The following is a 14,012-nucleotide window of genomic DNA, read 5'->3' as shown; positions in this document are numbered from 1 at the left end:
CTCCTGGGTTGGTGCGGGTGGACGGTCAGATGCCGAGGATGGTGATCGCGGCGGCGGCTTCCTCGCCGGCGTAGAGGCCGCCGCCGTTTTCGGCGAGGGCGATACGGGCGCCAGGCACCTGGCGGGCTCCGCATGTGCCGCGGAGCTGGTGGACGAGTTCGTGGATCTGCGCGAGCCCGGAGGCGCCCATGGGGTGGCCCTTGGACTCCAGGCCTCCGGACGGGTTGACGGGCAGGCGGCCGCCGAGCCGGGTGGCGCCGGACTCCGCGAACTCGCCGCCGGCGCCGATCTCGCAGAACCCCATCAGCTCGGTCTGCAGCAGTTCGCCGAACGCCGACGCGTCGTGGACCTCAGCCACCGACACGTCCTGCGGCCCGACGCCTGCCTGCTCGTAGGCCCGCCCGGCGGCGAGCCGGGTGGCCGAGCGGTCCCAGGCCGAGAGAGGACGCACCGTTCCCGTGCCCAGTACCGCGGCCAGCACCCGGATCGGCTGCCGGGCGGCCAGCCGTCGCAGGCCTGCGGCGTTGCAGACGATGGCCGCCGCCGCTCCGTCGGTGAGCGGTGCACACATCGGAACCGTGAGCGGCCCCACGACGGGCCGGGCCGCGAGGATGTCCGCCGCCGACATCTCCTCGCGGAAGTGCGCGAGCGGGTTGTGCACCGCGTGCGCGTGGTTCTTCTCGGAGATGACCGCGAGCTGCTTCTGGGTCGTGCCGAAGGCGTCCATGTGCGCCCGGGCGAGTGCCGCGTAGTAGTCCATGAACACGCTGCGCGGCTTGCCGTCGTCCGGAAGCTCGCCGCCGAGTTCGGTCAGGAGGGCGCGTACCCCCTCGGGGTCCGAGACGTCCATGCCGCCGTCGAACACCCCGAGTGCCTTGCGCTTGTCGCCGATGCTCAGCTTCTCGGCGCCGACCGCGAGCACGACATCGGCCGCGCCGGAGCGCACATGCATGATCGCCTGGTGCAACGCGGTGGCACCGGTGGCACACGCGTTCTCGACATTGATCACCGGGATGCGCTCGAAGCCCATCGAGCGCAGCGCCATCTGGCCGCCGACCACGACCTGCCCCTCGAGCACGCCCTGGCAGGTGTTGCCGAAGTACGCGGCCTCCACGGCGCCCAGTGCGGCACCGGCGTCGGCCAGCGCCTCGGTCACCGCCTCCCGGGTCAGATCCTTGACCGAGACCTCCGGCCGGACCCCGAACCGGGTCATACCGACCCCGGCGACCCACACCTGTGAGCTGCTGGTCACGCCGCGCTCTCCTCGGTCACACGCGCCAGCCCGTACGCCTCCAGAGCCCCCATGAGCTCACGGTGTCCCACCAACTGCGCGGGCGAGCGGAACCCGACCCCGTTGAAGGTGTTGCCCAGCAGCCGCATCGCGGCGTAGGCCTGGATCAGGCCGGTGATCTGGTAGCCGGACGTGCCGTGGATGACCGCCCGTGCCGTGACGTTGTTGCCGCGGCCCGTGCACCAGTCGACCGAACGATTCACCTGCCGGTTCTCACGGGCCGGTGTATTCGGCGTCATGGTGGCAGCCACCTTGTCGAGCGCCGGGTAGAGCTTCTCCTCGGGCAGCCACTGGAAGAGGACCTTGAACATGCGCTCCGCTTCGCGTACCCGCTGGGGGATGTCACCCTTCTCGTTTTGCATCGCCACGAACATGCGGCAGTTGCGTACGCGGCGGTCGTCCCGGAAGAACACCGGCATGGCGGTGCCGCCCCAGTTCAGGCCGGGGACCACCAGGGTGGTGCCGGGCACGACCATGTCCTGCTGGACGATGCCGTCGTACTTCTTGAGGACGTTGTCTTCCAGGTAGTAGGCGTCCTTGCGGATCACGTCGAACATCGACTGCGTCGATCCGACCGTCGGGATGTTCCGGGTGTACTGGCCGATCTCAAGCGTGTCGATGCCGGGGGTCTCCAGGACGATGCGGGCGACGATGTCGGGAACCGCGTACTGCATGGAGACGGCGGTGGACACGGCAAGTCCGGCTGCTGCGTACTTCGGGCCCCACTCGTCCAGGACCGCGAGCTGGTGGGACTGCTCACCGGCGGTGTCGAGATAGTGACAGCCGGCGCGCAGCGCGGCCTCGAGTACTGCGGGCGCGTGCCGCAGGAAGGGGCCGACCGTGTTGCAGACGACTTTCCTGCCTTCGAAGAGCGCGGCCAGGGACTCGACGGAGCCGTCGACCTCGGCGATTTCGTAGTCGGCCGTCTCGATGCCCGGGACGGCGTTCATGATTTCCTGCAGCCTGGCCTTGTTCCGGCCGGCTGCCACGAACGGAATGCTGTACTCGCGCAGGTATTCGGCCACCAGGCGGCCGGTGTAGCCGCTGGCTCCATAGATGACAACCGGTCGGCGATCGCTCACGGCTGCTTCCCTTCCGTGACGAGTCGAGGCGCCGTGGCGCCGCGGCTCTACGCTTTTTACGTTGCGGCAAACTCTGGGCAACATCCGGCCACCGTGCTTCCGTGAGAGCGCACTCCGGGTTCCGCATTCGTGCATCCCACGCCCGACGGCTGGTCCGTCAGACGGCACGGGCGCTTGTCAAGACCCGGCGGAACGGGTTTCACTCGATTCATCCGCCGGCGAAGGTGATGGCGTATGACAGCAGCCCTGACCTGGTCAACCCACGGGTCCGCACAAGATCACGTCCTGGACGCCTGGAGCAGCAAGATGTCCCAGCTGCACCTGGGCTGGGCACTGTCGTTCTCAGAGACCGAACCCTTCGGCGTGTCGGTGCGGTACCGGAGGCTGGACCAGCTGACCGTCGGAGAGCTCCGCAGCGGCCGAATCGCCGGCCGACAGGCCGCCGCGAGCGAGGGCCCGCTCGTGGGTGTCCTCGTGAACCTCTCCGGACGGCTGATGTGCCGGTACGTCGGCGGCAGCGAGGTCGAACTCGGTCCCGGCGACCTGCTGGTTTGGGACAGTGAACTGGCCCACGACTTCGAGGCCGTGGGGGACCACCGTGAGCTGTACCTGCTCCTGCCCCGCGAGCGGCTGCCCCAGGCGATTGCCGGAAGTGCCTCCCGCACCGGCGGTGTCGTGTCCGTGCGGCCAGGGTCAGGGCTCGCCTCGATCGCTGCCGCTCAGCTACAGGCCATCACGCGCGAGTTCGACCACCTGTCCGACACGGATCTGGCCATCGCCTCCCAGACCTTCTTCGACACCCTCGAAACGGCCCTCGTTCCTGCTCCGGAACAGCCTGTTTCCAGCAGCGCCCGCGAGGCGCTGGTCAGACGGACCCGCCGGTACATCGAGGATCACCTGGATGATCCGGACCTTTGCGCTTCCTCCATCGCCGAGGCGTTCGACATCTCCGTCCGCACGCTGCATCTCGCCCATGCCGGTACGGGCGTAACAGTAGGTCGCTGGATCCGGGAGCGTCGCCTGAAGGCCTGCTACCGGGACCTCTCACGTGCGCATGGCGGCACGACGGTCACCGACGTTGCCTTCCGCTGGGGCTTCAGCAACATGGGCCACTTCAGCACAGCCTTCAAGCAGGCATTCGGCGTGACACCCAGCAGCGTCTTGCTCCGGGGCCAGCACAGCTGGACCGGCACGGACAACGGCTGATTCCGAGGCACACCGCCCTGCCGAGGCGAGCCCAGTGGGTAGCAGGATTGCGCTGATCCTCCCACCGACTCGGGGGGCCGCTCCGTGGCGCCACCTCGCTCAGGGCGACCATTCCGAATATCACGTGGGCTGGTTGGCGTCCACTCTCGTGGACAGTCACCACACGCAGACACCCTTCGCGTCGAGCCAGTGCAGGGACGGCAGCGAACGAAGGAGACTCTCGGCGGGACAGCGAGAGCGTCCCGCCGGTGGTCGAACTGGTGGCTTCTCCTGTCGTGCCCTCTCAAGGCTAACCCGATAAATCGGGATGTCTCACCCAGGGCGACAGAGAGGGTGCCCGGGACGATCTGTGAACACTGTGCCGCCTGATGGCACACACGTACGCACAGTCCTGTCGGCGCGCTGTAGATCTGATCGGTGCCCGGCTCGATCATGCCGGCGAAGAGGCTGTTCAGAAGGAAGAGCACGTCAATGGATCTCATGCGAGCCGCACGCCTGCATCTCCCCACGCACACGCTCACGATCGAGGAGGTTCCCAGGCCGACGCCCGGCGCCGGGCAAGTCCTCATCAAGGTCGCCGCGGCCGGCGTGTGCATGTCTGACGTGCACTTCATCGACGGTACGCTCGGCCGCCCGCCCCACCTTCAGGGCGATACGGTCACCATCGGGCACGAGGTCTCCGGCACGATCGTCGAACTCGGTACCGGCACCGGCCCCCTCGTCGTGGGCCAGCGGGTTGTTCTTCAAGCGGGGGACGTCAAGGACGGACAGATGCACACCCGCGGAGTGGACTACGACGGAGGCTGGGCTGAATACGCTCTTGCGACCGTGGAGTCCGTGTTCGTACTTCCGGACTCCATTCCGTTCGAGCAGGCGGCCATCATCCCCGATGCGGTGTCGACACCGTGGGACGCCGTTGTCCGAACCGCTGCTGTCCGGCCTGGGGAAGCCATCGGTGTGTGGGGCGTGGGAGGCCTGGGAGCCCATGCTGTGCAGTTGCTGCGGGCTGTCGGTGCCCTGCCCATCGTCGCGGTCGATCCTGTCGCTGCCGCTCGCCAGCGGGCACTCGACCTGGGTGCGGATCTGGCCCTCGACCCCGGCGACCCGCAGTTCAAGGAGAAGCTGCTGGCCCGCACAGGAGGCCGGGCGCTGAACGCGGCCTTCGACTTCGCCGGTGTCACCCCCGTGCACGAGCAGGCGCTGAGCGTCCTGGCGGCCGGGGGCCGTCTCATCCTGGTGGGGCTCTCCGGCCGGCCGATCATCGTGAACGACAGCACTGCCTTCAGTTACATGAAGCACGAGATCCGCGGACACTTCGGCACCGCACTCGACGCCGTGCCACAGCTCGTCGATCTCGTCGGCGCAGGACGGCTCGACTTCTCCCGGTCCATCACCGACGTCCTGCCGTTGGAGGAGGCGGCCACCGCAGTGGAACGTCTGCACACCAAGGAGGGTGCTCCGTTGCGTCTGATCCTCAGGCCGTGAGCCAGCCGCACGGCGACGCCCGACGCAAGCATCGATGTGAACGCTTCGTGTCCCCGCCCGTCGGCCATGTGGCTGTCGGGCGGGGACGCGGAAGCACTCGTGGTCTCCTGACCGTGTTTCAGGGACGCAGCAGCAGGCGGATGGGGTCGCCTTTCTTGCTCAGCAGACGCTCGACCGCGTCGGCCGCCTCCTCCAACGGCAGGACGTCGGAGACCGAGCGGGAGAATTCGATGCGCCCGTTCGCCTCCAGCCGGATCAGGTCGGCGATCGCACCGTCCTGCGCACCGAAGTGCCCCACGATCTGTAGCTGCTTCTGCTGGAAGGCGGTGCTGTCCTCGACCGTGAAGGGACGACCGCTCAGGCCCACCAGAACCAATTTGCCTCCCTGGGCCAGGACGCTCAGTGCCTGGCTCCGTACCGGGGTGGCTCCGGCGAAGTCAAAGGCAACCTCCAGGCCCTCGCCCGCGGTGGCGGCGAGAACCTTCTGCTCGAAGTCGGGGTCGGCCGAGTCGAGATTGCCTGCCCAAGGCAGTGACGACCACGGGCTGAACGGTCGGGAAGGGTCTCTTCCACACCCGTGGGCCTGGTCGCGAGCCGGCGACTGGCCCTGGCAGCTTGCCTTGCCAGGGTCAGCGCCCTGGATGACGATGGGGGTGGCCGCTCCCGGCGGCCCCGACGCAGGCAAGGCGCTATGACGGAAGACACCACGGCATCCGGTCGGCTCTCTCCGACAGTGCTGGCGGCAGCACGTTCAGTGGATGCTGTCCTCGCCACGGACGGCAGAGGTGCGGTGACTCAATGGAGCGCCGGTGCTCAGGCGCTGTGGGGATGGTCCCGGCAGGAAGCCCTTGGTCTGGAACTGGCGGATCTGTACACGGCTGACGGAGTACCTCGGCACAAGGACGGCCACACCTTCGACGCGCCGACGCAGATCACTGCGCTGACGGTAGAGGATCAGCGCGTTGGGTTCCTGGTGACGGCAGATCTCGGGGCGGAGGAGCAGGCGCCAGACAACGCGCTGACGTCCTGGCTGTTCGATCAGTTCCCGCTCGCGCTTTCGATCACTGACGGTGAGTCCCGTGTTCTGAGGAGCAACGAAGCGATGTGCCAGCTCATGGGGCTGAGCGAGGAGGACGTCCGTGCACGGCTCATGACCGAGGCGGGGCCAGGGGTTGCTACCGCCGAAGATGTCCGGCGTGTGCGCCGCGTCGTCGCGACGGGCGAACCAGTGACCACAGAGAGGTTTGTGAAAGTCCCGGGTGAGACGAAGGCCCATGCATGGGCCACGGACTTCTTCCCGCTGCGGGACTCCGCCGGCCGAGTGCGCGCGGTGGGCTGTGCGGCATACGACTACTCGCAGCAATACGGTTCGAGGGAGCGCCTGGCGCTGATGAGCGAGGCGCGAACGCGGATCGGTGAGAGCCTGGACGTCACGGGAACCGCTCAGGAAGTGATCAAGGTTGCCGTACCACGCTTCGCGGACGCCGTCAGCATCCATCTGTGCGAGGTCATATTTCACGGAGATCTGCCCGCTCCCATCCTGTCCGGCCCCGTGGCGCTGCGCCGTGCTGACCCTCCTCCGGAGCAGGCCGGCGGGAAACCGGCCGCACCCGTCGAGACGGTGCATCCCGAGTCCTCACGCATCGCCCGGTGTCTGACCGCTGACCGCGCCGAACTCCTCCGTGTCGGAGCCTCGGAGATTGACCGCTGGTTCGGTGACGGCTCTGGACCGACGGCCGACCTGCCCCGGGGCGAGCCCCACTCGCTGATCGCTGTACCGATCCGTGCGCGCGGTCTCACTCTGGGCCTGGCCCTGTTCCTCCGCTACGCACCGGCGCACGAGCCCTTCTCCGCCGACGATCTCACGGTCACCGAGGACCTGATCGCCCGTGCGGCGATCTGTCTGGACAACGCCCGCCAGTTCACCCGTGAGCACGGCATAGCAGAGGCGCTGCAGCGCACCCTTTTGCCGCATGGTTCAACCTCGCATTCGGCCGTGGAGACCACGGCGCGTTATCTGCCCGCCGGGGCCGGAGCGGAAGTAGGAGGGGATTGGTTCGACGTGATCCCCCTTCCGGGTGCCCGGGTCGGACTGGTCGTCGGCGACGTGGTGGGCCACGGCCTCACCGCCTCCGCCGCCATGGGGCAGTTGCGTACGGCCGTACGCACCCTCGCCGACATCGACCTCCCGCCGGATGAGCTGCTCACCCACCTCGACGACGTGGTGACCCACGCGACGAATGAGACCTGCACCGATGCGCTGCCGGGCGCCGTCGGAGCCACGTGCCTTTATGTCGTGTACGACCCGGCCGCCCGCGTGTGCTCGATGGCCGCCGCCGGACACCCGCTTCCGATCCTCGTGCGCCCCGGCGGCAAGGCCGAAGTGGTCGACCTCGCTGTCGGCCCACCCCTCGGCCTGGGAAGCCTGCCGTTCGAGGCGACCGAAGTCGCCGTCCCTGATGGGAGCGTCCTCGCGCTCTTCACCGACGGGCTGATCGAATCCCGCGACCAGGACGTGGATGCGCGTCTCGATGAGCTCAAAGCGGTGCTGGGGCGCCCCAGTGCTTCGCTCGAGAGCATGTGTGACGCCGTGCTGGACACGCTTCACTCCCGCCCCACCAGCGATGACGTCGCTCTCCTCATGGCGCGCACCAGAGGCTTGGACAACGGCCAAGTCGCCGAATGGGAGCTCAACAGCGACCCCGCTGTCGTGGCAGGCACGCGGCGCCAGGTTGATGACCAGCTCAGTGCGTGGGGGCTGGAGGAGGCCACGTTCACAACAGAGCTGGTCGTGAGCGAACTGGTCACGAACGCGATCCGCTACGGCTCCGGCCCGATCCGACTGCGCTTGATCAAGGACCGTTCGCTGATCTGCGAGGTCTCGGACGGTAGCACCACGGCCCCGCACCTGCGCCGCGCCCGGCTGCACGACGAGGGCGGCCGCGGACTGTTCCTGGTCGCCCGGCTGACCGAGCGATGGGGCACGCGGTACACGCCGACGGGCAAGATCATTTGGGCCGAACAGGCACTGGGCGCGCGTGAGCTTGCATGGGAGTAAGAGCTGCCAGGTCCGCCTCCGGACCGTACGAGTAAGCGTTTCCTGGCACTGGCAGGGACAGGAATCGCTTACCAGGCCAGCTCATACTGAAACCCATAATCCAAGAGCCCGATCCCGCTGTGGACGTCGGGTGGGCCTGGAGCGCGGTGCCGAGCTGAGCGAATTCCTGCGCGGCCGCCGCGCCCGACTCAAACCCAGTGACGTGGGGCTTGTCGACCACGGCCGCTATCGGCGGGTGCCCGGCCTGCGCCGTGAGGAGCTGGCCCAGCTGGCCGGCGTGTCCGTGGCCTACTACACGCGCCTCGACGCGCCGGTTGCTGAGGCCAGGATGATCCGGCACCGCAAGGCCCACGCCTGCGGCGTCGAACGACGCCGCACCCACCCTTCCAGCGCAGACCGTTCTTCATCCGACGGCGTCAACTCGGCCATCGGCCGCCCAGCCCGTGTTACCCGGCAAGCCGACACATCTGAACAGAATTCCTGACTCAGAAGACTAGTTCCTCCTTTGCGCGGGGCAGGCCCGGCAGCCCTGCCAGCTGGTGAGCCAGTTGGGCCAACTCGGTCATCAAGGGGCTCTATAGCCAGTCGAGACGGCCTGACCTGCGGCAACGGACTATGCGTGCGGCATTCTCGGGCTCAGTGGGCGTCGGCGGGAATGTGTTGGGGACCGATCCGCTTGCGGAACACCCAGTAGGTCCACCCCTGGTAGAGCAGCACCAGCGGCAGCATGATGACGGCGACCCAGGTCATCACCTTCAGTGTGTACGGACCCGAGGCCGAGTTGTCGATCGTCAGGTTCCACGCGTCGTTGAGTGAGGAGGGCATGAGGTCCGGCGCAAGGGCCAGGAAGATCGCCGCCACCACGGACGCGATGGCGACCCCGGTGAAGCTGAACGCCCATCCTTCCCGCGCCTTGGCGTTCATCGCGAGCGTGCCAAGAAGCCCGACGACTGCCACGGCAAGGGCCACCGCGGTCCACGCCGTCCCGCGCTCCGCCTGGATCCAGGTCAGCAACCCGCCTCCCAGAAGCAGAGTGACCACGGTGGCTTTGGTGGCAAACGTACGCGCCCGTACCCGGATGTCGCCCACCGTCTTCAGCGCGGTGAACACCGCCCCGTGCACGGTGCACAGCGCGACGAAGGCGAGACCACCGAGCAATGCAGGCCAGTTCAGCAGGTCAGCGAACGAACCGGCGAAATCCTGCTGGGAGTTGATCGGTACGCCCCGCACCATGTTGGCGAACATCGTTCCCCACAGGAACGGCAGCAGCAGCGAGCTGGCGAACAGCGCCAGCTCCCAGTTGCGCTGCCAGCTCTCTTCCGGCCGCTTGTGCCGGTATTCGAAGGCCAACACCCGCACGATCAGCAGCAGCAGAGCGAGGACCAGCAACAGGTAGAAACTGCTGAAGAACGTCGCGTACCAGGCCGGGAACGCGGCGAACATCGCGCCGGCCGCGGTGATCAGCCAGACCTCGTTGCCGTCCCACACCGGTCCGATGATGTTGATCAGTACGCGGCGCTCAGTCCGGTCGCGCGCGAGCAACCTGGTCAGGATGCCGACCCCGAAGTCGAACCCTTCCAGGAAGAAGTAGCCGGTCCACAGGACGGCGATCAGAAGGAACCAGAAGTCGTTGAGGCCCATGGCGCATCTCCTCTCAGTACGCGAAGCTCAAGGGTTTGTCGGAGTCGTCGTGGGAGCCGTCGTCGGCGTCGTCTCCCCGAGGCCCGCGCAGCGTCGGATCCTTGGCAGGCGGCTGCTCGTTGGTGTCGGGGCCCTTGACGGCGTACCTCTTCATCAGCCGTACGTTGATCCAGAACAGCACGGCGTACAGCAGGGTGAGGGCCCCGAGCGAGATTGCCATCTCGGTCTGGCTGACACCGGGGGAGACCGAGTCCGCGGTCTTGAACAGACCGTAGACAGCCCAGGGCTGACGGCCCATCTCGGTGAAGACCCAGCCGATGGAGTTGGCGACGAAGGGGAAGATCAGCGACGCCATGCCGAAGCGCCAGCCCCACTGCGTGAGGGTCGGCCCCAACTCTCTCTTGTTGGTGAGCATCAGCTTGGGCACGTCGTCCTCGGCGGCCTGATGCTCCGGCAGCAGCCACTTCTTCTTCCGGGTCAGCCAGAATCCGGCACCCGCGGCGACGGCCGCGGTGAGCCCGATGCCGATCATCAGGCGGAAGCCCCAATAGGTGATGAAGAGGTTGGGGATGTAGTCCTCGGGGGCACCACCGTACTTCTCGGCCTCGGCCGTGGCGGTCTCGTTGATGCCGGGGACACAGCTGCTGAAGTTGCGGTCGGACAGGAAGGACAGCAGACCGGGAAGTTCTATCTCGACGGAGTTGTGGCCCTTGGTCACATCGCCGACCGAGAAGATGGAGAACGGGGCCGGACATTGGGTCTCCCACAGCGCCTCGGCCGCGGCCATCTTCATCGGTTGCTGCTTGAACATCACCTTGGCCAGGGAGTCGCCGGACAGGGCGACCAGCACGCCCGCGATCATGGTGACGACAAGGCCCAGCCGCAGCGAGGTGCGCAGGGTGACCGTCTTCTTGCGGTCGACGTCCTCCCCTGCGGCCTTCTTCTTCTTGATCTTCCAGAGGTGGTAGCTGGCGATGCCGATCATGAAGGCGCCGCCGGTCAGGAAGGCGGAGGAGAGGGTGTGCGCGAACTGGAACACCGCCGTGTCCTGGAAGAGGACCTGCCAGATGCTGTTGAGGTGGGCCACCCCCGTGGTCTTGTCGATGTGGTAACCGAGGGGGTGCTGCATCCAGGAGTTGGCCGCGAGGATGAAGTACGCGGACAGGATCGTGCCGAGCGAGACCATCCAGATACAGGCCAGGTGGATCTTCTTGGGCAGCTTGTCCCAGCCGAAGATCCACAGGCCGATGAAGGTGGACTCGAAGAAGAAGGCGATCAGCGACTCCATCGCGAGCGGAGCGCCGAAGACGTCGCCGACGAACTTTGAGTAGTCCGACCAGTTCATGCCGAACTGGAACTCCTGCACGATGCCCGTGGCGACACCGATCGCGATATTGATCAGAAAGAGCTTCCCCCAGAACTTCGTGGCGTGGAAGTACTTTTCTTTACCCGTGCGCACCCAGGCGGTCTCCAGGCCGGCGGTGAGGGCGGCCAAAGATATCGTCAAGGGGACGAAAAGATAGTGGTAGACGGTGGTGATACCGAACTGCCATCGCGCCAAGGTCTCCGGCGCCAAAGCCAGATCCACTGCATCTTCTCCTTACATTGCCGTAGTCGCAGCAGAGGATTGCCCCGTTGATCCCACCGATTTCAGGAGGAACCATCACGCTTGTGAACGCGATCACATTCACAAGGCCTTATCTCGTACCGCCTGTTTGGGATCGGGGAGGGGGCCCAACTTCCGAGGAGCCACAGGAGGACCTCGGAGACGCTTACACCGAGTCCGTCGGAGAGTCGAAGCGGACCTGCCCTGTCGACGGGCAAGTCGGAGGCCCTCGGTGGACGGAGCAGAGCTCCTCACGGAACACCTCCCCGGCTCGACCTGATGGAGGAGTGGTGTGACACGTCCGGCGCGTGGCTGTCGGTGTGGGGTGTCAAGTTCGGCCTCCACGGCGGTCCGGAGGCTCATTCGCGAGGGTCGTGGGCGCGCAGCCCGTGCAGGAACATGTCGAGGAACTGCGCGCGGACACCGTACGCGCTGACCCCGCGGAGCCGGGCAATGTGCGAGCTGTACCCCGCGATGGAACCGGTGAAGGTCTCGGCGGCCACGGAACGGTCGATGCTGGCGCGCAGTTCACCGCGGAGTTGTGCGTCCCGCAGGACGTCCTCGACGACGGCGAGGGGCTTGTCGATGCAGTCGCGCTGGAACCTCGCGTACAGCTCGGGATGGTCGGGCAGCTCGAAGGAACAGCGGGCGGCGATGAGCCAGCGTGGGCTGTCGAGGGCGTCGGCGATGTCGTCGTAGAGGGCGTTGAGGTCGCCGACGAGACTGCCGGTGCGGGGCGGGACGAGGTCGAGGGCGAGGGTGTTGAGCCCCGCGATGATGAGCTCGTCCCGCTCGGTCCAACGGCTGTAGAGGGTGCGCTTGGCGACCTTGGCGCGGGCGGCGACGTTGTTGATCCGGAAGCCGGCGACACCATGGTCGGAGAGTTCGTCGACGACGGCACGGAGGATGCGGTCGTCGGCGGTGGTGTCGCGGGGGCGGCCCGGTTTGGCGGGGCCGGGTTCCGCCGGGACCGGCGACGCGATGGCTGCCATGACTGGCTCTCCCCTCATCCCCGAGACGGCCCACGACTCAGGATCCATGCCCTATTATGCGACCGAAACGGTTTCGTATTCACCGTAGCCTAGGTTACCGTATGCGCGTGCGAAACCGTTTCGCTCGAAGCTCGAACGAGGTGCCGCGGATGACAGCGACGGACCAGGCCACCGCGCCACGCACGCGCCGCAGCCGCATCAGCCCGGAACGCGAGGAGGAGCTCTTCGCCACCGTCCTCGACCTCCTCCGCGAGGTCGGCTACGAGGCCCTGACCATGGACGCGGTGGCGACCCGCACCCGCTGCAGCAAGGCCACGCTCTACCGCCAATGGTCGAGCAAGCCGGAACTGGTGGCCGAGGCACTGCGCCGGACCAAGGGCAAAGTCGTCGGCGACATCAACACAGGTTCCCTCCGAGGCGACCTGCGCGCGGTGATCGAACAGCTCGACGACGAGCAACTCCACAGAGAAGCCGCCCTGGTCCGCGGCCTGATCCACGCCGTCCACGCCCACCCCGACCTCTTGCGGGCCCTGCAGAACCTGATCGTCGACCCCGACCCCGCCGGCCTCGCGGCGATCCTCCGACGAGCGGTGGCCCGGGGTGAGGTACGAGCGGACTGCCCGGCACTGCAGTACGTGCCGTACGTATTGATTGGTGCCTTGGTGGCCCGGCCACTGGTGGCCAACCGGCCACCGGACCGGGCGTTCCTGCTCCACTATCTGGACTCGGTGGTCATGCCGTCCCTGACCACCTGACCCTGAGGGGTAAGCAGCAACCTGATACAGCACATCCGCGATTAAGCAGCGGCCGATCCGGACGGCGGGCCATCGTTTCTGAGCAGATCCGCGGCTCGGTAAGCCGTCCTGTCCGCGTCGGTCGGAAGGAACCGGTTGGCTCTGCCGCTCCACGTGACGACGAGCTCGTCGCGGGCGCGCGTGGCAGCCACGAACACGAGGGAAGGGGCCTTTTTGCTCTTCCTGCTTGTACCGGTCGGGATTCGTCATCCTGTGCCGCTCGATGCGCTGGTGCGGCACCTGCCCTTCGCCCACGGAGGTCAAACACCCGCTGGAATTCAAGACCCTTGAAACGGTGCATGGTCCCCATGCGCACGGCCTCCGAGTCGGACCGTACCGCGGCCCTGCCGAGCTCCACGGCGGGGATGTGGAACTCCTGACGAAGACATTGGCGAACTCAAGGAGAGCGCCTACCGGAGGCGGACGCTTCGCGCCTGGGACCCCCGACCCGGCGAGCTGATGGGTCACTGGGGCGGTGGGGAGGATCAGGAGGCGCGCACCAAACGCGAAGGGCGCTGCTACAGGACGGCCGCCCGTGGCTTCGATGCAGTGGCGATCACGTCGAGGGTGGACTCGACGGAACTGAGCTGGGTGTTCAGGTGTTTGACCCGCCGTCCTTCGGGTTGCAGGACGGCGTGTGGGGAGACGACGCCGGTGATGAACCGGCGGATCCCGGTGAGCTTCTCCCGGATTGATCGCGACCTCGTATGCCTGGATCGGCCGGGTCCGAGCCGAACGTGTAGCCGTCCGGGCGGGTCCAGATCAGTGGTGGCCGGCTGCGGTCAGCGATGATGTCGCGCAGGCAGGCCAGTCCCGCGCGGGTCTGGTGGGGCGGGAGTTCACCGGATTCGGCGGCT

10 protein-coding genes and 1 pseudogene are annotated in these 14,012 nt (G+C 67.1%); 5 read left to right on the top strand and 6 right to left on the bottom strand.

Features of this window, described 5'->3' with window-relative positions; all coding sequences use genetic code 11:
- Positions 1 to 25 precede the first annotated feature (25 nt).
- Together ACWC2T_RS20000 and ACWC2T_RS19995 are read right to left on the bottom strand one after the other, a co-directional pair.
- Positions 26 to 1,252 (bottom strand): thiolase family protein, encoded by a 1,227-nt coding sequence (locus ACWC2T_RS20000; RefSeq protein WP_450671673.1) that lies wholly within the window; start codon positions 1,250 to 1,252, stop codon positions 26 to 28.
- The gene (locus tag ACWC2T_RS19995; protein WP_450671672.1) at positions 1,249 to 2,373 is read right to left on the bottom strand and encodes a saccharopine dehydrogenase family protein; all 1,125 of its coding nucleotides are present in this window, start codon (positions 2,371 to 2,373) and stop codon (positions 1,249 to 1,251) included. Before ACWC2T_RS19995 ends, ACWC2T_RS20000 begins: the two co-directional genes overlap by 4 nt.
- A gap of 234 nt (positions 2,374 to 2,607) precedes the next feature.
- Between ACWC2T_RS19995 and ACWC2T_RS19990 the strand changes: the two genes are divergently transcribed.
- Both ACWC2T_RS19990 and ACWC2T_RS19985 read left to right on the top strand, forming a co-directional pair.
- Positions 2,608 to 3,579: a helix-turn-helix domain-containing protein gene (locus tag ACWC2T_RS19990; protein ID WP_450671671.1), complete on the top strand. Its 972-nt coding sequence runs from the start codon at positions 2,608 to 2,610 to the stop codon at positions 3,577 to 3,579.
- Between the two features lie 471 nt (positions 3,580 to 4,050).
- Complete coding sequence (locus tag ACWC2T_RS19985; protein WP_450671670.1) at positions 4,051 to 5,064, top strand: zinc-binding dehydrogenase; 1,014 nt, start codon at positions 4,051 to 4,053, stop codon at positions 5,062 to 5,064.
- A gap of 118 nt (positions 5,065 to 5,182) precedes the next feature.
- On the opposite strand, the gene ACWC2T_RS19980 is transcribed toward ACWC2T_RS19985, so the two are convergent.
- Positions 5,183 to 5,749 carry a zinc-binding dehydrogenase gene (locus tag ACWC2T_RS19980; protein ID WP_450671669.1) on the bottom strand — a complete coding sequence of 189 codons (567 nt, stop codon included), beginning with the start codon at positions 5,747 to 5,749 and terminating at the stop codon, positions 5,183 to 5,185.
- Positions 5,750 to 5,755: 6 nt separating this feature from the next.
- Between ACWC2T_RS19980 and ACWC2T_RS19975 the strand changes: the two genes are divergently transcribed.
- Positions 5,756 to 8,122: a SpoIIE family protein phosphatase gene (locus tag ACWC2T_RS19975; RefSeq protein ID WP_450671668.1), complete on the top strand. Its 2,367-nt coding sequence runs from the start codon at positions 5,756 to 5,758 to the stop codon at positions 8,120 to 8,122.
- 130 nt (positions 8,123 to 8,252) lie between these two features.
- A pseudogene (locus ACWC2T_RS19970) lies at positions 8,253 to 8,429 on the top strand (transcriptional regulator); the annotation flags it as partial.
- Positions 8,430 to 8,758: 329 nt separating this feature from the next.
- Here ACWC2T_RS19970 and cydB read toward each other — a convergent pair.
- The 3 genes from cydB to ACWC2T_RS19955 form a co-directional block, all read right to left on the bottom strand.
- Positions 8,759 to 9,763 (bottom strand): cytochrome d ubiquinol oxidase subunit II, encoded by a 1,005-nt coding sequence (cydB, locus tag ACWC2T_RS19965; RefSeq protein ID WP_450671667.1) that lies wholly within the window; start codon positions 9,761 to 9,763, stop codon positions 8,759 to 8,761.
- Between the two features lie 13 nt (positions 9,764 to 9,776).
- Entirely contained in the window at positions 9,777 to 11,351 is a 1,575-nt protein-coding gene (locus ACWC2T_RS19960) for a cytochrome ubiquinol oxidase subunit I (RefSeq protein ID WP_450671666.1), read from the bottom strand.
- A gap of 377 nt (positions 11,352 to 11,728) precedes the next feature.
- Positions 11,729 to 12,361: a TetR-like C-terminal domain-containing protein gene (locus ACWC2T_RS19955; RefSeq protein WP_450671665.1), complete on the bottom strand. Its 633-nt coding sequence runs from the start codon at positions 12,359 to 12,361 to the stop codon at positions 11,729 to 11,731.
- A 149-nt stretch (positions 12,362 to 12,510) separates the two neighbouring features.
- On the opposite strand from ACWC2T_RS19955, the gene ACWC2T_RS19950 reads away from it, so the two are divergent.
- The gene (locus ACWC2T_RS19950; protein WP_450671664.1) at positions 12,511 to 13,116 is read left to right on the top strand and encodes a TetR/AcrR family transcriptional regulator; all 606 of its coding nucleotides are present in this window, start codon (positions 12,511 to 12,513) and stop codon (positions 13,114 to 13,116) included.
- Positions 13,117 to 14,012 lie beyond the last annotated feature (896 nt).

The organism is Streptomyces sp. NPDC001393 (assembly GCF_053597455.1).
The sequence above is the reverse complement of the archived record's forward strand: the minus strand, read 5'-3'. Positions and strand labels throughout refer to the sequence as shown.

Coding starts and splice junctions, on each gene's coding strand:
- ACWC2T_RS19950 (WP_450671664.1), top strand. CDS start 12,511: ATGACAGCGACGGACCAGGCCACCGCGCCACGCACGCGCCGCAGCCGC.
- ACWC2T_RS19975 (WP_450671668.1), top strand. CDS start 5,756: ATGACGGAAGACACCACGGCATCCGGTCGGCTCTCTCCGACAGTGCTG.
- ACWC2T_RS19955 (WP_450671665.1), bottom strand. CDS start 12,361: ATGGCAGCCATCGCGTCGCCGGTCCCGGCGGAACCCGGCCCCGCCAAA.
- ACWC2T_RS19985 (WP_450671670.1), top strand. CDS start 4,051: ATGGATCTCATGCGAGCCGCACGCCTGCATCTCCCCACGCACACGCTC.
- cydB (WP_450671667.1), bottom strand. CDS start 9,763: ATGGGCCTCAACGACTTCTGGTTCCTTCTGATCGCCGTCCTGTGGACC.
- ACWC2T_RS19990 (WP_450671671.1), top strand. CDS start 2,608: ATGACAGCAGCCCTGACCTGGTCAACCCACGGGTCCGCACAAGATCAC.